The 18,418-nt window shown below is 67.0% G+C and carries 21 protein-coding genes and 1 tRNA gene; 11 read left to right on the top strand and 11 right to left on the bottom strand.

Annotation, left to right across the window (positions count from 1 at the left end; translation table 11 throughout):
• Positions 1-165 precede the first annotated feature (165 nt).
• Both ACGFH6_RS29250 and ACGFH6_RS29245 read right to left on the bottom strand, forming a co-directional pair.
• Positions 166-600 carry a hypothetical protein gene (locus ACGFH6_RS29250; RefSeq protein WP_393390382.1) on the bottom strand — a complete coding sequence of 145 codons (435 nt, stop codon included), beginning with the start codon at positions 598-600 and terminating at the stop codon, positions 166-168.
• Between the two features lie 10 nt (positions 601-610).
• Complete coding sequence (locus ACGFH6_RS29245) at positions 611-1,366, bottom strand: hypothetical protein (protein ID WP_393390380.1); 756 nt, start codon at positions 1,364-1,366, stop codon at positions 611-613.
• Positions 1,367-2,142: 776 nt separating this feature from the next.
• Here ACGFH6_RS29245 and ACGFH6_RS29240 point away from each other — a divergent pair.
• Entirely contained in the window at positions 2,143-2,610 is a 468-nt protein-coding gene (locus ACGFH6_RS29240) for an META domain-containing protein (RefSeq protein WP_393390377.1), read from the top strand.
• 103 nt (positions 2,611-2,713) lie between these two features.
• Here the strand turns inward: ACGFH6_RS29240 and ACGFH6_RS29235 are convergent, their stop codons facing one another.
• A complete protein-coding gene (locus ACGFH6_RS29235; protein WP_393390375.1) occupies positions 2,714-3,391 on the bottom strand; it encodes an HAD family hydrolase in 678 nt (225 codons plus the stop codon).
• Between the two features lie 10 nt (positions 3,392-3,401).
• Positions 3,402-3,776, bottom strand: coding sequence for an alpha-isopropylmalate synthase regulatory domain-containing protein (locus tag ACGFH6_RS29230; RefSeq protein WP_393390372.1), 375 nt, complete (start codon positions 3,774-3,776; stop codon positions 3,402-3,404).
• 122 nt (positions 3,777-3,898) lie between these two features.
• On the opposite strand from ACGFH6_RS29230, the gene ACGFH6_RS29225 reads away from it, so the two are divergent.
• A complete protein-coding gene (locus ACGFH6_RS29225; protein WP_393390568.1) occupies positions 3,899-4,342 on the top strand; it encodes a hypothetical protein in 444 nt (147 codons plus the stop codon).
• 1,167 nt (positions 4,343-5,509) lie between these two features.
• On the opposite strand, the gene ACGFH6_RS29220 is transcribed toward ACGFH6_RS29225, so the two are convergent.
• Positions 5,510-6,028, bottom strand: a complete 519-nt coding sequence (locus tag ACGFH6_RS29220; RefSeq protein WP_393390369.1) for a GNAT family N-acetyltransferase — start codon at positions 6,026-6,028, stop codon at positions 5,510-5,512.
• Positions 6,029-6,498: 470 nt separating this feature from the next.
• On the opposite strand from ACGFH6_RS29220, the gene ACGFH6_RS29215 reads away from it, so the two are divergent.
• The 3 genes from ACGFH6_RS29215 (at position 6,499) to ACGFH6_RS29205 (ending at position 9,356) form a co-directional block, all read left to right on the top strand.
• A complete protein-coding gene (locus ACGFH6_RS29215; RefSeq protein WP_393390367.1) occupies positions 6,499-6,735 on the top strand; it encodes a hypothetical protein in 237 nt (78 codons plus the stop codon).
• Positions 6,736-7,499: 764 nt separating this feature from the next.
• Positions 7,500-8,474: a glycoside hydrolase family 16 protein gene (locus tag ACGFH6_RS29210; protein WP_393390364.1), complete on the top strand. Its 975-nt coding sequence runs from the start codon at positions 7,500-7,502 to the stop codon at positions 8,472-8,474.
• 144 nt (positions 8,475-8,618) lie between these two features.
• Positions 8,619-9,356 carry a GntR family transcriptional regulator gene (locus ACGFH6_RS29205; RefSeq protein ID WP_393390361.1) on the top strand — a complete coding sequence of 246 codons (738 nt, stop codon included), beginning with the start codon at positions 8,619-8,621 and terminating at the stop codon, positions 9,354-9,356.
• Positions 9,357-9,444: 88 nt separating this feature from the next.
• On the opposite strand, the gene ACGFH6_RS29200 is transcribed toward ACGFH6_RS29205, so the two are convergent.
• A tRNA-Leu gene (locus ACGFH6_RS29200) sits at positions 9,445-9,530 on the bottom strand.
• 151 nt (positions 9,531-9,681) lie between these two features.
• Here ACGFH6_RS29200 and ACGFH6_RS29195 point away from each other — a divergent pair.
• From ACGFH6_RS29195 to ACGFH6_RS29185, 3 genes are read left to right on the top strand one after another with little or no spacing between them, the layout of a single operon-like run.
• A complete protein-coding gene (locus ACGFH6_RS29195; protein WP_393390358.1) occupies positions 9,682-10,491 on the top strand; it encodes a maleylpyruvate isomerase family mycothiol-dependent enzyme in 810 nt (269 codons plus the stop codon).
• Between the two features lie 11 nt (positions 10,492-10,502).
• Entirely contained in the window at positions 10,503-10,991 is a 489-nt protein-coding gene (locus ACGFH6_RS29190) for a VOC family protein (protein ID WP_393390356.1), read from the top strand.
• Positions 10,992-11,017: 26 nt separating this feature from the next.
• Positions 11,018-12,349, top strand: coding sequence for a M20/M25/M40 family metallo-hydrolase (locus ACGFH6_RS29185; protein ID WP_393390353.1), 1,332 nt, complete (start codon positions 11,018-11,020; stop codon positions 12,347-12,349).
• Here ACGFH6_RS29185 and ACGFH6_RS29180 read toward each other — a convergent pair.
• Both ACGFH6_RS29180 and ACGFH6_RS29175 read right to left on the bottom strand, forming a co-directional pair.
• The gene (locus ACGFH6_RS29180) at positions 12,302-12,937 is read right to left on the bottom strand and encodes a lysoplasmalogenase family protein (RefSeq protein WP_393390351.1); all 636 of its coding nucleotides are present in this window, start codon (positions 12,935-12,937) and stop codon (positions 12,302-12,304) included. The genes ACGFH6_RS29185 and ACGFH6_RS29180 overlap by 48 nt on opposite strands.
• A gap of 42 nt (positions 12,938-12,979) precedes the next feature.
• The gene (locus ACGFH6_RS29175) at positions 12,980-13,840 is read right to left on the bottom strand and encodes a LysR family transcriptional regulator (RefSeq protein WP_393390348.1); all 861 of its coding nucleotides are present in this window, start codon (positions 13,838-13,840) and stop codon (positions 12,980-12,982) included.
• 73 nt (positions 13,841-13,913) lie between these two features.
• Here ACGFH6_RS29175 and ACGFH6_RS29170 point away from each other — a divergent pair, with 73 nt between their 5' ends.
• On the top strand, positions 13,914-15,119 hold the full coding sequence (locus tag ACGFH6_RS29170) for an MFS transporter (RefSeq protein ID WP_393390345.1): 1,206 nt from the start codon (positions 13,914-13,916) through the stop codon (positions 15,117-15,119).
• Positions 15,079-15,819 (top strand): N-acetyltransferase, encoded by a 741-nt coding sequence (locus tag ACGFH6_RS29165; RefSeq protein ID WP_393390342.1) that lies wholly within the window; start codon positions 15,079-15,081, stop codon positions 15,817-15,819. Before ACGFH6_RS29170 ends, ACGFH6_RS29165 begins: the two co-directional genes overlap by 41 nt.
• 3 nt (positions 15,820-15,822) lie before the next feature.
• Here ACGFH6_RS29165 and ACGFH6_RS29160 read toward each other — a convergent pair whose 3' ends face one another.
• The 3 genes from ACGFH6_RS29160 to ACGFH6_RS29150 are packed head-to-tail and all read right to left on the bottom strand — an operon-like array spanning position 15,823 to position 17,895.
• Positions 15,823-16,641 (bottom strand): ABC transporter permease, encoded by an 819-nt coding sequence (locus tag ACGFH6_RS29160; RefSeq protein WP_393390339.1) that lies wholly within the window; start codon positions 16,639-16,641, stop codon positions 15,823-15,825.
• Positions 16,601-17,428: an ABC transporter ATP-binding protein gene (locus ACGFH6_RS29155; RefSeq protein ID WP_393390336.1), complete on the bottom strand. Its 828-nt coding sequence runs from the start codon at positions 17,426-17,428 to the stop codon at positions 16,601-16,603. The genes ACGFH6_RS29160 and ACGFH6_RS29155 overlap by 41 nt, the downstream gene beginning before the upstream one ends.
• Positions 17,425-17,895 carry a MarR family winged helix-turn-helix transcriptional regulator gene (locus tag ACGFH6_RS29150; protein WP_393390333.1) on the bottom strand — a complete coding sequence of 157 codons (471 nt, stop codon included), beginning with the start codon at positions 17,893-17,895 and terminating at the stop codon, positions 17,425-17,427. Before ACGFH6_RS29150 ends, ACGFH6_RS29155 begins: the two co-directional genes overlap by 4 nt.
• Positions 17,896-17,997: 102 nt before the next feature.
• Here ACGFH6_RS29150 and ACGFH6_RS29145 point away from each other — a divergent pair, with 102 nt between their 5' ends.
• On the top strand, positions 17,998-18,417 hold the full coding sequence (locus ACGFH6_RS29145) for an ester cyclase (RefSeq protein WP_393390330.1): 420 nt from the start codon (positions 17,998-18,000) through the stop codon (positions 18,415-18,417).
• Position 18,418: the final 1 nt, after the last annotated feature.

Genomic DNA, 18,418 nt, shown 5'->3' with positions numbered 1-18,418 from the left:
CTCTGATTGCCGATCTTGCGCTGCAAATCGAGGATCGAGCTTGCGGGGGATTGCCAATGGTCTGCCGATTCTCGTGCTGACTCCGACGTCGGTGGGTTCTGTTGGGATACCCGGGACTCTCGGGCGAAGGTCCGCATGGTCAACCGCACCTGCTCTCGACTGGTACTAGGCGACGATCTGATCGACGGGGTCCAACGGGACGTAGACCGGCTCACCCGCAGCGATGGCTTCCTCGCCGATCCTGCTCCGGCCCAGCGGGTCCGCCGAGATGTAGTGGCCCAGGTCGAGGCCGCTGGCCTCGAGCTCTCGTAGCTCCGTGTCGACCTCGAGTTCGAGTTGCGCGAGCGGATCGACCATGCGTGGCGCCGGCAAGACACCTTCGAGGCGGTCGCCGAAGGTGCTCATCCCCAGCAGCGCGTCGAGCCGAGCCTTCTCCTCGTCGTACCCGGGCGCACCTTTCTGGACGATCAGATCGAGCAGACCGGCGACGGCCGGACTCAACAGCGAGTCGTGCAATGCCACATGTTGGACGAAGCCTCGCACCGGCAGATCGTCAGCGTTGAAATTGTGGCAGTGAATGTCGACGACAGGTCCGGTCATGGTCGGTCTCTCACTGCCCGCGAAGCGACTTGGCGATCAGATAATCCAGAACCCTTTGAGTCTTGTTCAACGGGCTTTTGTCCACGGGCAGCGCGAGGTCGGTCACGAATGCGTTCAGCGCTTCCTGTTCGGTGACCGCCTCGGCCGGCGGTGCAACGATCGACAGTTCGAGGAAGTCGAGCTCGCCGTCGACGCGCCAGCGTTCGGCGCGCACCTCACTGCTCACCCCCGTGACCTTGAACTCGTCCCAGCGGGTGGCGGCGACCGGTGGAAGCAGGCTGACCGCTGCGAGGTTGACCCTGCCCGGGCTGCACGCGCCGAGGAACTTCAGTTGCTCGTCGCTGAACAGCCGGGTGGCCGGAAGCTGACCGGCTTGGGCAGCCGACAGTCGGGCGTCGGACCACTTCACGGTCATCGACGTTGCGAGCGATCGCTTGGGACCTGACCAGTCCGCCTCGATCTTCAGTTCCTCACGCTCGGGCTCGCGTTCCCGGTCCTCGAAGTAGTCCGGATGCAGCTGGGACCACCGGCTGGGACGGAGTTTGATCGTCGAGTCACCCGTGGTCTCGGACTTTCCGCGCACTCGCAGCACGACTCCGATGTCGAGCAGCGCCGTCGTCGCCGCCGCTGGGGTGACGTCCTCGCAGAACACCACCGTCCACTCTTTGGCGTCCGTGAGCTCCAGCTGGGTGACCGCGTCGTCGATCTGTGAGCCGGACTCCTCGGCCGCCAGAGTGATTTTGATTTCCACCGTCTTCGGCTGCATTGATCCTCCCGTGATGCCGAGGTGATCAATCCACACGCCGTGACAGTGCAAGGAGTCCTGCCACCAGCAGCGGCCCCGGGACGCACGGACTGCGCACCCGCCCCCATCGTCGACGCCGACCGACCGCAACCCCCAGACGCCTCGTCACCCGATGCAGCGTCAACCTTCAACAATCCTCCCGCTCCAATGCGCCGTCAAGGAAGCAAGTGTTTGATATGCCGCGTTCGCGGTCGGGCTGTAATTCAAGCATCAACTGTCGACGCCTCGGATGGACCATTCATTTGATGAATTTATTCGTCATGTTCCGGGCTTTACCAGAATCGTTTCCCGATCGAGAACGCGAAGCCGGAATGTTCCTGCTCGCTCACCCAGGTGGAAATGATCACTCACCTCGACGAAGTCGAACCCGGCCTCCTCCGCCCGCAGCGCCTTCGACGATATCGACCGGACCATGGGCCCCGGCAATCAACTTGAATCCCAGCTCCATCCGGCAACCTCCGAGGACAGCACCAGTTCGTTGAGCCTCACTCGACGGAGCAGCGAGGTGTTGAGCTATGCGATCGAACACCCGATCCGGCAGGAGCCGTCGCACCTTGGGTACGACGCCAGCCGTGACGCCGGCGGTGTAACGGGTGCGCGGCCGACCTGCGGTCATCGCCTCGACTGCCACGCCCGGGCCGTCGCTCTGCTCGCCCAACCGGGTCAGCGCTCTCGCAGCGCGTCGACACGTTCGCGGTAAGGGTCATCCGGCGCGAGTGCGTCGAGTGTCTTCGCTTATGACCACCGAGGGCAGGTGGCGGAAGTATCGATCACTCCCGCCTGCATGGGTTAGCAACCGTGTCCGAGGAGCAACACGCACCGTATCCACACGCCTGGACCTCGATGTCGATCGCCCACCTGGGACTGCGGCGGAGGCGAGCAGGTGGGAGGTCGTCACCACCATCACCAACGCCGATCTGCGCCAGTACCACCATCGCGCCGAGCCGGCGTGGATCAGGTTCGACGGCGGGCGCCTGATCGGCTGGAGCGGATGCAACGAACTCTCCGGCACCGTCACCCGCAACAACACCGAACTGACCTTCAGCGAGGTCGCCATCACGGACCGCGCCTGCACAGCCGAAACCGCCGCCATGCAGACCGCAATCCTGGCCACCCTCGGGCCTGCGGTCACCTACACCATCGACTACGACCAGCTGACCCTTCTGGCCCCGTCCGGCATCGGCCTCGACTTGACAGCGGGCTAGAGCGGCTGCCCGTTAGCTCTTGCTGGCAATGGATTTGGTTGAGGTGGTGGGCAAGCGTCCTCAGCGTCGCCTAGATACCGGAGACTGCCACCGTGATGGATCCTCAGGTCTGAGGGACCAGTGATGCGACGAGTGCCTGGGTGAGGTCGTCAAGGGATGCGACGACAGTGCTTGCCAGGGCGAGGGCGTCTGGCTGGGGTGGGTAGGTCGGATTGGGGACGGCGATGACGCGGACTCCTGCGGCGGATGCGGAGCGGAGGCCGTTGCTGGAGTCTTCGATCGCGACGACTCGGGACGCGTCGGCTGCCAGCCGTCGTACGACGTCGTTGTAGACCGCTGGTGAGGGTTTGCCTGCCGTGACTTCCTCGGTGGAGACCGTGACCTGGAAGCGGCTGGCCAGGTCGGCGGAGTCGAGCACGGTCGCGATCAGCTGCCGGGGTGACGATGACGCCAGGCCCAACGGCCAGCGGTTCGCGAGCCGCTCCACGGCCTCGATGGCTCCGGGTAAGAGCGGCAGGTTCTTGCGGTAGCGGGCGACCATGGCGTCGATGACCATCGCGGCCACGTCCTCTGGCCGGCCGGGTACGCCGATGACATCGATCAGGTATGCGGACCATTCCGGCGTACTCATGCCCTGCAGAGCCCGGGTCGCGTCCGTGGGCCAGGCTCGACCGGCGTCTGCGACGACAGCTCGCCGTATCTCGTCCCAGAGCGGCTCGGAATCGACCAGGACGCCGTCCAGGTCGAAGACCACGGCTTGTACTTCGTTGGCTGTGGCCACCTTGCTGGACTCAGCCTCGTGCCGGCAGCTTTGCGTTGTACTGGTTGATGGCCGCGACGAGGGCAAGCCCGGCGGCCTCGACGACATCGGTGGACGACGCCCGGACCGTAACCCTACGGCGCGGCAGCTCCACTTCGAGCTCGACTTCTCCGACAGCCTCGCTGCCCGGGCCGACTGAGTAGGCCCGGAACGCGACTACCCGCGCCTCCACGCCCGTCGCATGCGAGATCGAATGGCACACCGCGTCGATGAGCCCGGTGCCAGAACCCTCGGCGTGAACCTGTTCCCCAGCGTGGGACAGCTTCACATTGGCGCTGAGTCCGTCCTGCGTGCCCCCGGAGTACGTGATGGCGTCGAGCTGCCAGGCATTGGACGGCTCCGTCATACGATCCCCCCTTTGATGTCCAGCAAAGCCGGGGTCGGTACTTTCCTCGAAAGGTAGTTGCGCCCGGCGCCCTCAGGTGGAGCCTAACCGTTTCGACCTCCGTACGGGACCACAAAGAAGGGCTGGACCCGGTCAAGCCGGCGAGACCTGCGGTATCACACCTCTCGCCGGCGGCCCGGCCAGCCGACGTACGGCCGGAGCTTCCGTCCGACACGCTCTGGCATCCGGTTGACGACCTGCCGCGGACCGCGTTCGACCATCACTACTTCATCGATGCCGCGGTCGGGCGGCTGCGGGCGAAACTGTCGTCCACGAGCATCGGGTTCGCGCTGGCTCCCATGGAGTTCACCATTGCCGAGCTGCGTGATCTGTTCCGCGCCGCACTGGGGTATGAGCTCGGCGCCACCAATCTCACCCGCGTCCTGACACGGCGGCACGTGATCGACCCGACCGAGCGGCGAGCCAGCCCCGGCCAGAGCGGCGGCCGTCCAGCGACCGTCTACACGTTCATGGCCCGCGAGCTGACCGTCACGGACCCGTTCGCGGTACTCCGCCCACCACGCTGACCAGCTGCGGTCACTCGTCGGCGATCGGATGCGGCGAGCGAGTCGCCCAGCGGCGTTCGCCAGTACAGGACCTCTCGGCCCGACCACCGGCGCAGTACAACTCCTGCGCCGAGCCGTTGCCGACCCGGCCCGGTCGCGCAGTACCGACCCCAGCCGTGCCGTGCGGGCTGGTCCGTCCGCGCGGAGCAGTCGTTCCCGCCTGGTCCAGTCGGTCTCCAGAGAATGGATTCGAGCGCGACAACCGAGGTATGGCAAATCGCCGAGGTCGATAATTGGCGACCGCAGGTTGCGCTGAGTGACCGATCGCGTGTACTGACCACACGTGTGCGATGCGCATGAACAGTGCTCGAAGGGTTCCCCCGGACTCAACAACCGACGGTCCGCAAGCTCCTCAGCAATTGGATGGCCGGTGGTGTGGGGACGGTGGGTTGATCTGTTCGGTGCGGTCCGGCTGCGATCGATTTCCTCCGGTTTGCGGCAGTACACGGATGATTTTGATCCGTTGACGTGCAAATTCGTCCACTTAGTGTCCGGCGTGGCGACGACCGAAGGGACGCTGTGGACAGTCACGGGTTGTACATCGATGGAGCGTGGACCCCGGCATCGGACGATCTGATCGAGGTGATCGACGGGGAAAGGACGCTTGCTGATCAACGATCGCAATTGGGTCGTCGTCACTCAGCAGCCCGCCGGCGGTACCCGCGCACCGGCTGACACCACCATCATCCTTCGATCCAAGAAGAACGGCGAGTGACTGCGACGCGGCATCATGGCGCGCGGAACCGATGGTTCGGCAGGTGCACGCACCTCGTCGGACTGGCGAGTGCTCTGCGTGTATCAGCGCCCTTATGAATCGGAGATCCGCGCAGCAAGGCGGCTGCGACTCGCTGGGCGCACCTCCCGACCAACTGGTCAGCGTCATGCCTGCGGAGACGCGCCGTACCACGACATCACAGAGCCCGGCCGGCCGAGGACGTCGCTGGTCCGGAGCTCTGACCTGTGCGTCGGCGCGAGCGGTTAGCCTGATGATGGCATCGATGCGGTCTTCACGCTGGTAGGGGATACCTTCACTGAGCCGGTGTGCTCTGGGGCGAAGATTGGGCCGCGGCTTGAATTGCTACGCCGACCCTGGCACCCGACGTGACACGCGGCCGAGCCACGTTCGTGTCAGCGGCTGGGGCGTTCGAAGATGAGTTCCAGGCCGTCCTCCTCATCCCACTGTTCGCCGTTCTCGACGAAGCCGAAGCCTGCGATGGTGGCCAGCGATGCCTGGTTGGTGGGGCTGATCGTGGCGCGCACGGTCCGTACTGCGGGTTCGGCCGCCGCTCGTTCAAGGAGCGCGGTCACGATCGCCTTGGCGAAACCCTGTCGCCGGTACGGCGGGTCGACTGTGTAGCCGATCTCGACCATGCCGGCCTCGTCGGGTGGACCGTGGAAGCCGGCGTAGCCGACCACGGTCTCGTCGGCCACGACGAGCTTGACGAGCCACCCGAAGGTGGTTGGATCCCGGGTCAGCTGATCGAGGCGGTACTGCCAGAGCCACTTGGCCCGGTCAGTGAGGAACTCGTCGCCGAGTGGGAAGCCGAGCTCTGTCTGTGCTGCGGGACGGTCGTCGGCCAGCAACGCCCTCAGCGCGGTACTGGTCATCTCGACGAAGCGAACCGCTCGGGGAGAAGTAGTAGTCATCGCACTCATCCTCAGCCCCGGCGGCCCGCCAGGCGAACCCATTAACTCGCCGGCGTTCGGCGGACCTGGTCTGGTCGACCTCGTGGTCGGACTTCGTGAAGGTCCGGCGGTCGCCGCAGGCGAAGATCGTTCGATCGAGGCAAGCGGCGCGCCCTGCGGTCGTCTCGGTCGAGACGTTCACCGCGGCTCAGCTCGAGAAGCGCAAGCGGAGGTCGGGTGGACGGTCTGGACGGTCGTCAGTCGAGCGGCGGACGACGTCGAACGAGCGCGTCCACAAGTTCCGCGGGGGATCAGGTGCAAGATCTGCGCTCGGAAGATGGAGGGCGCGGCGCGGCACGGGGCGACGATCTACTACTGGTCCAACGCAGACTGGTGCCTGGCTCTGCGACTGCGTTGGCGCAGCCGCCGCGGATCTATCTTCGTGGGGATATCGTCACGCAGCTCAACCGGTGGGTCCGATGCATCGGACCATGACGATCACTGCGCCTGTCGAAGCTGATGACTCGCAGACGATCTGGTCGAGCACATCGATCGGTTGCGAGTCGGGCGTGGCGGCGGCTGAGACCGTGATGAAGAAGATGGATGCCGGCTGGGATCCGACCGAGTTGCGGGAGCCGTACAACGCGGCCGTTACGGCAGACGTGAGCGGGCGAGACGGCGCTCACAGCTGCGCCGAGGCAGAGGGATCTGAATCGAGAAGAACCTGAGATGTGCGGCGACGAGCTGGGCGATGTTGCGAGGGCCTTTGGCACCGCCAGACTGGAGGAGCTCAGTGAGCTCTACTCGTCGCTTCGGCTCTCGCTGACGTGCCGCCACAGCGAACAGGTCATCGACAGGAACATGCACCTTAACCACACGCCTCGAACTCGACCCCGAGGTTCCCGATCGAATTCCGTAAACCTCGGTCCGGAGACCTTTAGCACCAATGTGACGGTCCGAAGTGGATCCCCGGGCTCGATCCAAATGTGGGCGACCGACCCACGGTGCGGTGAGCAGCGAGACCGACCGACGTCGGCTCGGCGAGGGCCAGGAGCGGGGGGACCGGATCTCCGGCCCGGTTACGCCCAGCCCCAACCAACTGTCGTCCCGGTGGCAGCCACCCGGGTGCGGAGACTGGGGCTTCGGTCTGTGCGCGAGTGGTAAATACCATCTGGGCGTCCTGCCCGGCACCGGGGCAGGTTGATGATCGCTGTGGGCGCCGCGAATGACTGCGAAGCCGGGAGGCGGAACTTCCGCCGATGGCGCCGGCACGCCACCATGCACGGACTCACGTTCACTACCTCGGTATAAATCGCCGCCACCAGTTGTTGGTATTTACCAGTGAACAGGTCACGATCTCCACCGAATAGTGCTTATGCTGCGTCCATTCGAAAAGTTTGTCGGAACTCTTGCAGTTCACTCTGGTGGCATTCATGCTCGACCACGACGCGGGCTTCCGCCCATTCCTGCCGCGAAGGAGATCCGAAGAGCCATGTCACGTCAGAGAACGACCATCTTCCTCGCCACCGCCGCGACGATCGCCTCGATGGTGAGCGGCGCCTCTGCTGCCGTCGGTTCGACCGGTCAGGCCGACCGCGTGTCAGGCAAGTGCGGCGTACTGTTCGACGACTTCCAGTACGCGTCGGCCACCGACCCTGCTCTCGGCGACCACGGCTGGAACGCGCGGAGTGAAATGGGTGGCCCAGGCGTCCCGGGCACTGCCTGGCCGGCGAGCAACGTCTCCTTCGTCACCACCGGCGGCCAGAAGGTCGCTCAGCTCCGAGCAACGACGGACGGCACGGTCGCCGGGACGACCAACTCCGAGCTCCGCCGGACCACCATGAATCTGCGGAACGGCACCTACGCGACCCGCGTCCGGTACGCCGACAGCCCGGCCACCGGACCGGACGGCGACCACATCAACGAGACCGCGTTCGCCATCGGCCCGACGAAGTTCGACTATGACCCGATCTACAGCGAGCTCGACTTCACCGAGTACCTGCCGAACGGAGGCTGGGGAGAGACGGGCCCAGTCAACTTTCAGACGAGCTGGCACACCTTCCGAGAGGACCCGTGGGACGCGCGAACCGCGGAGAGCCGCCAGGACAGGTCGCTGAACGGCTGGCATACCTATGTCACGCAGGTCGGCAACGGCCACGTCAGGTACTACATAGACGGCAAGCTCACGGCGGACCACACCGTCGACCAGGACGGTAACACCATCCTGCCGCGTCAGGACATGAGCATGAACTGGAACTTGTGGTTCATCGATCTCGACGGGCACCAGGGCACGGCAACAAGTGAGTACCGCGAGCAGGTCGATTGGGCCTACTACGCCAAGAACGAGACCGTCTCGCCAGCACAGGCCGATGCCCGCGTGGAGAAATACCGCAAGCACGACACCACCTACCAGGATTCCTTGAGCAACACCGGGAGCTGCGAGAACTACCAGCCGCCGGAACACTGAGCTCTGCCACGAGCTGCGGCGCAGGAGTCAGGCCCGGGCCTGACTCCTGCGCCACACACCAGGCGGAACCGCGTCCGGTCAGCGATCCGACGTGGCGAGCGGCGTAACATACGGACCTTCCGGCATCACTAAGGATGGGTCCTCGTGGTAGGCAGCCTGCGAAAACGAGATCGGGCGCGCGAGTACCTGCTCGGGCTGGTCGAGTCGCGAGCGGTCGGTCAGGCGATACCCTCCGAGCGCCAACTGTCTGCCGAACTCGAGATCTCCCGACCCACCCTCCGAGCAGTGGTCGACGACTTGGTCCGCGATGGCTGGCTGGTTCGCGAGCACGGCCGCGGCATGTTCGTCGGTAGCCCCAAGGTCGCTCAACAGATCAGCGGCACCCATGGAGCGACCTACCCGACAGCACCCGGAACCTGGACCAGCAGGGTTCTCAGCCACGCCACGATCCAAGCCGGCACGTTGATCGGGAGCAGACTCCAGGTCACACCGAACACAGCCGTACTCCGGATCGCCAGGCAACGCTTCGTCAACGGCGATCCGATCTGTCTGGAGACCATCCACGTCCTGCAAGAGATCGTCCCCGAGTTCGACGTGCGCGCGATCGAGCAGAACTCGTTCTATGCGTTGCTCGAGCAAGACTACGGCGTGATCCCGACCGACGCCGAACAGACTCAGGGAGCAGCAGCGGCCGACGCCACCGAGTCCGCCCTGCTCGGCCTCGCATTAGAGGCTCCGATTCTGATCTTGGAGCGGACCACCCGCGACCAGCACGGACGCAGGTTCGAGTTCACCCGCGCCGCCTACCGCGGTGATCGATACCAGATCAGGACACACCTGAGTCTTTCCACGCCGCCAGGCGATTCCCCGAACCCCGAATAGTCGCCCAGCTACCTTCACACCCCAGCCCCGGCGGGCGATGGCTCTGCTGCGAAGGCGCTGGCCCGCCTGCCTGGCTCATAGAGTTGCGTGTCCGAGGGGGGACTTGAACCCCCACGCCCTGTGAAGGGCACTAGCACCTCAAGCTAGCGCGTCTGCCTATTCCGCCACCCGGACGAGTGGTCGCACCGGGGTCGGTGCTGACCGGAGAACAGTAGCAAAGACCACGGGTGGAATTCACATCGAGGCTGGTGGGGGTGTTGGAGGGGGTCGGGGGAGGCGTAGTTTGAAATTCAAGGAGTGGGTCGTGGGTGGGAGGTGTACGGGCGTGAGCGGCTGGAACGGGATGGTGTTCGAGGGCAAGGAGACGCTGCTCGGGGTGGTGCGGGCGGAGGCCGGGCGGTTCTTCGAGATGGTGGACAGCGACGACGTCTGGGAGGCGCCGACCGGGGCCGGGCATTGGCAGGTGCGGGACGTGGTGGCGCATATCGCGGACACCACCGAGGCGTACTTCGTCGCGTTCGATGCTGCCCGGGCGCACGAGGAGGTGCCGGCGGCGTACGGGCTGCCGGGGATGGCTGAGCGGGTGGACAAGCAGGCGCTGGCGCTGCGGTCCGTGCCGCGGGCCGAGTTGGTCGAGCGGCTGCGTGGGGACTTCGACAAGATGATGGAGATCTTCGACGCGCTCGGGCCGGAGGAGTGGGGAGGGTTCAACGTGCCGCACTTCTACATGGGGCCGCTGCCGTCGTTCTTCTTCCCCGCGTTCCAGTTGATGGACTACGGCGTCCACTCCTGGGACATCCGGCAGGGGACAGGCCGGGCCCACGGGCTCTCGGGTGATGCTGCCGACCTGCTGGTGCCGTTCATGTTCGTGCTGTGGAAGTACACCACCGGCGCCAAGGATCCGTGCGAGCTCGGCATCCGGATCACCAGCGGGCCGAACGCCGGCGACACCCGCGTGAAGGTCGGCCCGGACGGCATGGACTACGAGCCCGGGAACGTCGACGGCCTGGCCACCGTGATCGAGTTCGACCCAGGCAGCTTCGTGCTCACCGCGTTCGGCCGGAGCAACGCCGGTACGATCCGGGGCGATCGTGCCGTCGCCGACCGCTATCTGAACCTGTTCTTCCGGATCTGAGGGGGACCCGTATGACCGATATCGACCTGCCCGCGATCGAGGCCGAGCGCGACCGGATCAGGACGGCGTACCTGAAGGAGGGCGGAACGAGTTCGGCCCGGGGGCTGCACCACGTCGCGCTCCTGTGCGCCGACGTCGAGCGCACCATCCGGTTCTACCAGGGGGTGCTGGAGTTCCCGCTCACGGAGATCGTCGGGAACCGGGACTACGAGGGCTCGAACCACTTCTTCTTCGACATCGGGCACGGGAACCTGCTCGCGTTCTTCGACTTCCCCGGCCTCGACCTCGGCCCGTACGCGGAAGTCCTCGGCGGGCTGCACCACCTGGCGATCTCGGTCGAGCCGGGCAAGTGGGAGCGGCTCAGGCACAACCTGGACGCGGCGGGGGTGGAGTACCTGGAGGAGAGCGGTACGTCGATCTACTTCCGAGACCCCGACGGCGCGCGGATCGAGCTGATCGCGGACCCGCTGGGGGAGATGTACGGCCTCAAAGTGCTCTGACCGGAGGCGTGGGAGAGGATGGTCCCATGACTTCTCCGACCCCCAGCGACCGTCCGTCGTACACCCCTGACGCCGAGGTGGTGGAGCTCTGCAGTGAGCTGATCCGCATCGACACCACGAACTACGGCAACGGCAAGAGCAACGGCGAGCGGGTCGCGGCCGAGTACGTCGCGGCCAAGCTGGACGAGGTCGGGATCGAGTCCACGATCTACGAGGCGGAGCCGGGCCGGGCGACGCTGGTGGCGCACTGGGAGGGCGAGGACCAGTCGGCCGACCCGCTGCTCGTGCACGGCCACCTGGACGTCGTACCGGCCGATCCGAAGGACTGGAAGGTCGACCCGTTCGCCGGTGAGATCTTCGACGGCTGCGTCTGGGGCCGCGGCGCGGTCGACATGAAGGACTTCGACGCGATGGTGCTGTCCGTGGTCCGGGCCCGGCAGCGGGCCGGGGTGAAGCCGCGGCGTCCGGTCCGGCTGGTCTTCACCGCCGACGAGGAGGCCGGCGGCGTGTACGGCGCGCAGTGGCTGATCAACAACCACCCGGACACGATCGCGGACTGCACCGAGGCCATCGGCGAGGTCGGTGGCTTCTCGGTCACGGTGAAGGACGACCTGCGGCTGTACCTGATCGAGACCGCCGAGAAGGGCATGAACTGGATGCGGCTCAAGGCCCGCGGTACGGCGGGTCACGGGTCGATGGTGAACACCGACAACGCGGTCACCAACCTGGTCGAGGCCGTCACCCGGATCGGCAACCACGAGTGGCCGCTGCGGGTGACGCCGACCGTGCGGGAGTTCCTGAAGACGCTCGAGGACGTGCTCGGGATCGAGCTTGACCCCGACGACATGACCTCGACGCTGGCGAAGCTCGGCACGTTCAGCCGGATGTTCGGCGCGACCATCCGCAACACCACGAACCCGACGATGCTGAGCGCCGGCTACAAGGTGAACGTGATCCCGGGTGACGCCGAGGCACACATCGACGGGCGCTTCCTGCCGGGCTACGAGGACGAGTTCTACGCGACGCTCGACGAGCTGATCGGCGACAAGGTGCAGCGCGAGACCGTGGTGACGGACATTGCCCTGGAGACGGAGTTCAGCGGCGGGCTGGTCGAGGCGATGAAGGCGTGCGTCACGGCCGAGGACCCGCAGAGCCGGTTCGCACCGCTGCTGATGTCGGGCGGTACCGATGCGAAGTCGTGGAGCCGCCTGGGTGTGCGCTGCTTCGGGTTCGTGCCGCTGCAGCTGCCGCCGGAGCTGGACTTCATGGGCATGTTCCACGGCATCGACGAGCGGGTTCCGACCTCGTCTCTAGAGTTCGGCTCCAGGGTGCTGGACCGCTTTCTCGACGAGGCCTGAGGTCAGCAGGTACTGGCCGACGGCGTACGTCGACATGCACAGCGCGCCGCGGCCGGGGAAGTCGCGTCCGGCCAGCCGGAGAGCGATCAGGGCGTCCGAGATGAGGAAGAACGTGCCGCCCAGGCCGCTGCGTGGGTTGTGCCAGCGGGACGCGATGGCGGTTGCTGTGAGCAACAAGGCGTACGCCGCGACCGGGACGCGCTGGTTGCCCAGGCTCGGCGCGAGCACCGCGACGAGGGCGGCCCAGAGTGCTGCGTACGCCGCGACAACGCGCACGGACCGTTGTCCGGGATTGGCGAGGAAGACAGCCAGATAGCAGGCGTGCGCCGCGGCGAACGCGGCCATGCCGGCCAACTGGAGGTCGGTCTCGAGCAGCAGATCCCCGGCCGCGGACGCCAGTAGCGCCGCCTGCAGCAGCGGGGGAGCGTCCTGACTCCGGGACCACGACCACAGCAGCGGCATCAGTGACGCCTTGCTCGCCTGCTTGAGGATCTTGACGTCGAAGGCAACGGCCGCCACCTGCACGACCGTCGTACCCCAGAACGCCGTCAACAGCCGTCGCCCGCGCGCCAACCGCCCCAGGTTCATGCCCCCGAGTCTTCCGCACTCCAAGCCTTTCGCGGCCGGAGTTCACGACAAGTTCAACGTGGCCCGGAGATGGGGGAGGTGGCGGATGAGCGGCCTGGGCGGGGTCGGGGTCGTGATCAGCGAGAGCGTGAGGCGGTAGCGGAAGGGCGCGGCGGTGAGGTGTTCGCCGGGGCGGAGCTCGGTGGCCAAGGCGCTGCGGGGGACGAGGGCGAGTTGGGAACGGCGGCGAGCCATCGCGACGGTGGTGTTGAGGGTGACGCCGCGGCGGGGGAGCGCGCCGAGCGCGACCAGACGGGTGTGGATGTCCTCGGCGCCCCGGTCGTAGGTGGAGAACGGGATGTGGCGGTCCTTCAGCGGATGCTTTCCCCGGCCCGGCGGGCGGGCGCCGGGTGGGACGAACAGGACGAGTTCGTCTCGGCCGACGCGGCGGGCGACGGCGCCGCGGGGGAGTGTCATCTGGTCGGCGATCGCGATGAAGGCGGCGTCCATGGTGCCCTCGGCAACACGTTCGACCAGGAAATGGCCGTGGTCGACCTGCTGCTCGATGTCCAGGTCCGGCAGGTCGGCGTCCAGGATCGGGAACAGGACGGCCGCGATGCTGGCGAACGTTCCGACCACCAGCCGCTGACCGGTCGCGGCCGCCCGGGTGGCGTCGTACACCTCCTCGAGGTGGCTGAGGATGTGATCGGCCCGGCGGCTGAGCTCGGCGCCGGCTGAGGTCGGCCGGGCGCCGCGGGTGTCGCGCTCGAACAGCTTGGTGCCGCACATGCGTTCGAGGCGGGCCAGTCGCTGGGACGCGGACGGTTGCGAGACGCGCAGTTCGCGCGCGGCGGTGCCGACCGCGCCGGTTCGCACGATCGCCTGCACCAGCCGGAGGTCTTCGACCGATGGCAATGAGGCCATAGCGTCAGCCTATGGCAAGCACCAAGCATCGGATACCTACCGAGGGCAGCTGATACGTCAAAGAATCAAGGGTATGAGAGCGCGGACCGAGGCGCTGGCGTTGCTGGCCGGCGGGGGAATGGCGGACCTCGCGCTCCGGTTCACGCAGGTCGCGTTGCCGCTGGTCATCCTGCACGAGACCGGCTCGGTCGCCGCGACCGGTCTGGTCGGTGGTGCCGCCGGCCTGCCAGTGCTGCTCTCGCCGTGGTGGGCCCGCAGAGCGCGCCAATGGGTCGACTCCGGCACCCGGCTGGCGGTCATCGCGGTCGTTCAGGCCCTCGCCTTGGCAATGGTGCCCGCGGTCGCGGCTCTCGACCTGCTCACCCCAGGGATCCTGATCGTCAGCGGCCTGCTGCTCGGTTGTGGTGAGGCGCTCGCCGGCCCGGGCCGCTCGGCGCTCCTGGCCGACACCGGAGACCGCTGGGCCAAGGACAGAGCCGTCGTACTCCTCACCTGGCAGGACGGCCTCCGCAGGATCGGGATGACGATCGGCCCGGTGATCGCAGCGTTCGCGGTGTCCGCCGGCGTGACCAACGGCCTCCTGTGGACCGAAGCGATGGCGGTGCTCGGGTCGGGCCTCCTGGCCTGCACGGTGAAGGCCGAGCGCACGCCAACCACCAGCGAGCCGCCCTCGATCCGCGCCAGCCTTAAAGGTCGCCGCGACGTGCTCTACGGATGGATCACCCGAGGAACCGGCTGCGTGACGTGGTTCGCGTTCACCCTCGGCCTGTCGGTCATCGGTGCCGAGAGGGACCGGCCGGGCATCTACCTGGCCGCCGGGATGACCGGGTACGGCGTCGGCTCCGTCATCGGCACCGCCATCTCGCTCGCCGTCGTACGTCGTGTCCCGCCGGTACGGCTCGCGGCCTTCGCATGGATCTGGTTGGGCCTGTGCTGGATCGGCATGGGCCTGTGGAGCACCCCACCGGTGATCGCGGTGCTGGGGGCGCTCGCGGGTGTCGCCGTCGTACTGGGCATCGCGGCGATCTCGATCCTCATCACCCGGTCGTCGACGGGCGCCGAGCGCAGAACGCTGTTGTCCGGCCAGACGGTCGTGGTGAACGCGGGGAGTTCTGCCGGGATGCTAATCGGCGGGCCGATCATCGCGGTCGCCGGAGCCGAGAGCACGCTCGTCGGTGCCGGGCTGCTGACGGCAATTGTCGCGACAGCCGTCCTGGTGCGCTGTCAGACTGCCGAGCATGCCGGAGATCGTGATCACCACCCTCGCCGCGCGGCCTGAATACCTCGAGCGGATGTACGAGTTCGCCGATGCCTGGCCGGCGTTCATGCACAACGACCCGATCGGCAACGCCTTCATGGGTCAGGTACCGCGCCACTTCCCGGACCAGTGCGTGGTCGCCACCGAGGACGGTGAACTGATCGCGCACGGCCGGAGCATCCCGTTCGTGTTCCCGGACGAGCACCGCACCGAACTGCCGACCGGCGGCTGGGACCGGGTCCTGCACTGGGGCTTCACGGACCTGCGCAACGGACGCGAGCCGAACGTCTCGAGCGCCTTGGAGATCCTCATCCGGCCCACGCACCTGGGCCGCGGCCTGTCGCACGAGATGCTCCAGGCCATGCGCGCTGCGGTGAAGGCCAAGGGCCACACCGCCCTGTTCGCACCGGTCCGTCCGAACGGGAAGACGGACGCCCGGCTACCGATGACGGAGTACATCAAGCAGGTGAGGGAGGACGGTCTCCCCACGGATCCATGGCTGCGCGTGCATGTGAAGGCCGGCGGGGCGATCGTGCAGGTCGCTCCACGGTCGATGGTCATCGCAGGCAGCCTGGCCGAGTGGCGCGAGTGGACCGGCCTGCCGTTCGACGAGACCGGGGACGTGATCGTGCCGAAGGCGCTCGTGCCGGTGCACGTCGACGTCGAGCACGATCACGCGGTGTACGTCGAGCCCAACGTGTGGATCCGCCACGACCTCTAAGCCTCAGCGAGCAAGCCGGTGGAGCAGTGAGGAGGCCGCGCAGATGCCGGCCAACGCGGCCACGATGAGTACGCCGAAGTCCAGCCAGTAGTTGGTGGGTTGGCCGATCAGCAACCCGCGCAAAGCGCTGACCTCGTACGTGAGCGGATTGGCATGGCTGAGGACCTTCAGCCAGCCGGGCATGATCGAGATCGGGTACAGCGCGCTGGACGCGAAGAACAGCGGCATCGTGATCGCCTGCCCGATACCCATCAGCCGATCGCGCCGCAGTACCAGACCCGCGATGGTCATCGACAGGCACGAGAAGAACGCCGCACCGAGAACGACCACCACGAGAACCGCCAGCAGCTTCAGCGGATTCCAGGTCAGGCTGACGCCGAGCAGCGCGGCGACGATGATGACGACGATCGCCTGGGAGATCGTTCGTACGCCGGCCGCGAACGCCTTGCCCGCCACCAGTGCGGACCGCGGGCTGGGCGTGACCAGGAGCTTGGTGAGGATGCCCGCATCGCGCTCCCAGATGATCTGGATGCCGTAGAAGATCGCGACGAACAAGGCGGACTGCGCGATGATGCCTGGCGCGAGATAGTCCAGGTACGGCACGTCCCCGGTCGGGATCGCGCGGATCCGGCTGAAGGTCTGGCCGAAGATGACCAGCCACAGGATCGGCTGGATCGCCCGGGTGATCAGCTCGGTCCGGTCGTGCTTCAGCTTCTGCAGTTCGACCAGGCAGAACGTGGCGATCCGGGAGAACAACCGGGTCGTGGCCCGGAGCCGGGTCTCAGCCCATGCGCTGGGCGGTGCGGCGGGTGCCACGGACATCGCGCAGACCTCCCTTCTCGCCGGCGGCGAGGCTCTCGCCGGTGTGGTGACGGAAGACGTCCTCGAGGCTGGCGTCGGGTCCCAGCTCGGTCTTGAGATCGGCCGGACTCCCGACAGCGCGCAGTCGGCCGAGGTGCATCAGGGCGACCCGGTCACACAGGATGTCGGCCTCCTCCATGTAGTGCGTGGTCAGCAGCACGGTCATCCCGTACTTCTCCTGCATGTCCTGAACGCGCGCCCAGACGGAATCCCGCGCGACCGGGTCGAGACCGACCGTCGGCTCGTCCAGCACCAGCAGCGCGGGTCGGTTGACCAGCGCCTGCGCCAGCTCCAGGCGGCGCACCATTCCGCCGGAGTACGTCGACGCCAGCCGGTCAGCGGCGTCGGTCAGGTCAACGATCTCCAGCACCTCGGCGACCCGACCGGCCCGTTCCCGACGCGGTACGTCGAACAAGCGGGCGAACCAGGCCACGTTCTCCCGCCCTGTCAACGCACCCTCGATCGACAGCTGTTGCGGGACGTAGCCGAGCATCCGCCGTACGGCCATCGCCTCGGAACGCACGTCCAGCCCGAAGACCCGGACCGTGCCGGACTGCGGTGGGTAGAGGGTGTTCAGCACTCGGAGTGTGGTGGTCTTGCCGGCACCGTTCGGACCGAGCAGACCGAAGCACTCGCCCGGCGAGACGGTCAGGTCCAGGTCCTCGACGGCGAGATGGTCGCCGAACCGGTGACTCAACCCGTCGATCCGCACGGCCGGCACCGGCTCGATCGCCTCTTCCGCACTCATACGCGCTCCTTGCTCTGCTCGATCTCGGGATGCAGTCGCTCCGCCAGTACGCCGAGGACCGGTAGTGCGGCTCGCAGTGCCGCACGTTCGTCCTGCTCAAGGCCGTCGAGGGCTTGAGTGACGAGCGCGGTACGGCGATCGCGCCAGGCCTCGACCTGCTCGCGGGCAGGCTCGGTCAACGTGAGCCGGGCGACGCGGCGGTCGGTCTCGTCCGGTGCCCGCCGCAGCAGCCCACGCTCGGTGAGCTGTCCGACCAGGGTCGACACCGTGTTCGCTACCAGCCCCAGTTCGGCGGCGGCCTCGGCGACCGAGATGCCGGGGTTGCGGCGCACCGTCCGCACCAGCTCGGCCTGCGAGCTGGTCAGTGCCGACAGCGGCGAGGGTCTCCCGGCCGATCGGCGCAGGTGCCGGCGGACCAGCCCGATCGCGGCCAGCAACTCCTCCGCGAGGGCGTCGGTGGTGTTCACGCGTCCACGATACCTCTGTCGCAGAGATATTTCCGCGACACGGAGACGAACCCCAACTAATCGGGGTACGACGCCCCGGCGAACCGCCGCAGCATCGAAGACATGAGTACGACAGAGAGCAACAAAGCCGTCGTCAGGGACTTCATCGACGGGCTGTTCACCAAGGGGGACCCGGGCGCGGTCGACGTGTATCTCGCCGAGGACTTCATCAACCACGACCCGCCGTTCGGGGTCACGCCGGACCGCGAGGGGATGCGGGCGGCCGGAGACCTGATGCGCTCCGCGTTCCCCGACTGGCACAGCGAGTTGCACGCGCTCGTTGCCGAGGGCGAGATCGTGGTCGAGCGCTTCACGGCCGCCGGGACGCACGAGGGCGAGGTGATGGGCGTCGGCCCGACCGGGAAGACGGTCAACCTGCCCGGGATCAACATCTTCCGGCTGCGCGACGGCCGGATCGTCGAGCGCTGGGGCCGTCTGGACGAGCTCGGCTTCCTGCGGCAGCTCGGCGTCGTACCGGCGTAGC

This window comes from Kribbella sp. NPDC049227, assembly GCF_043197265.1.
Taxonomy (GTDB): Bacteria; Actinomycetota; Actinomycetes; order Propionibacteriales; family Kribbellaceae; genus Kribbella.
This window is presented reverse-complemented; position numbering and strand designations above follow the sequence as displayed.

Excerpts from the sequence above, each read along its gene's own strand:
- ACGFH6_RS29250 (WP_393390382.1), bottom strand. The coding sequence starts at position 600 with ATGACCGGACCTGTCGTCGACATTCACTGCCACAATTTCAACGCTGAC.
- ACGFH6_RS29245 (WP_393390380.1), bottom strand. The coding sequence starts at position 1,366 with ATGCAGCCGAAGACGGTGGAAATCAAAATCACTCTGGCGGCCGAGGAG.
- ACGFH6_RS29240 (WP_393390377.1), top strand. The coding sequence starts at position 2,143 with ATGACCACCGAGGGCAGGTGGCGGAAGTATCGATCACTCCCGCCTGCA.
- ACGFH6_RS29230 (WP_393390372.1), bottom strand. The coding sequence starts at position 3,776 with ATGACGGAGCCGTCCAATGCCTGGCAGCTCGACGCCATCACGTACTCC.
- ACGFH6_RS29220 (WP_393390369.1), bottom strand. The coding sequence starts at position 6,028 with ATGACTACTACTTCTCCCCGAGCGGTTCGCTTCGTCGAGATGACCAGT.
- ACGFH6_RS29215 (WP_393390367.1), top strand. The coding sequence starts at position 6,499 with ATGACGATCACTGCGCCTGTCGAAGCTGATGACTCGCAGACGATCTGG.
- ACGFH6_RS29210 (WP_393390364.1), top strand. The coding sequence starts at position 7,500 with ATGTCACGTCAGAGAACGACCATCTTCCTCGCCACCGCCGCGACGATC.
- ACGFH6_RS29190 (WP_393390356.1), top strand. The coding sequence starts at position 10,503 with ATGACCGATATCGACCTGCCCGCGATCGAGGCCGAGCGCGACCGGATC.
- ACGFH6_RS29185 (WP_393390353.1), top strand. The coding sequence starts at position 11,018 with ATGACTTCTCCGACCCCCAGCGACCGTCCGTCGTACACCCCTGACGCC.
- ACGFH6_RS29180 (WP_393390351.1), bottom strand. The coding sequence starts at position 12,937 with ATGAACCTGGGGCGGTTGGCGCGCGGGCGACGGCTGTTGACGGCGTTC.
- ACGFH6_RS29175 (WP_393390348.1), bottom strand. The coding sequence starts at position 13,840 with ATGGCCTCATTGCCATCGGTCGAAGACCTCCGGCTGGTGCAGGCGATC.
- ACGFH6_RS29170 (WP_393390345.1), top strand. The coding sequence starts at position 13,914 with ATGAGAGCGCGGACCGAGGCGCTGGCGTTGCTGGCCGGCGGGGGAATG.
- ACGFH6_RS29165 (WP_393390342.1), top strand. The coding sequence starts at position 15,079 with ATGCCGGAGATCGTGATCACCACCCTCGCCGCGCGGCCTGAATACCTC.
- ACGFH6_RS29160 (WP_393390339.1), bottom strand. The coding sequence starts at position 16,641 with ATGTCCGTGGCACCCGCCGCACCGCCCAGCGCATGGGCTGAGACCCGG.
- ACGFH6_RS29155 (WP_393390336.1), bottom strand. The coding sequence starts at position 17,428 with ATGAGTGCGGAAGAGGCGATCGAGCCGGTGCCGGCCGTGCGGATCGAC.
- ACGFH6_RS29145 (WP_393390330.1), top strand. The coding sequence starts at position 17,998 with ATGAGTACGACAGAGAGCAACAAAGCCGTCGTCAGGGACTTCATCGAC.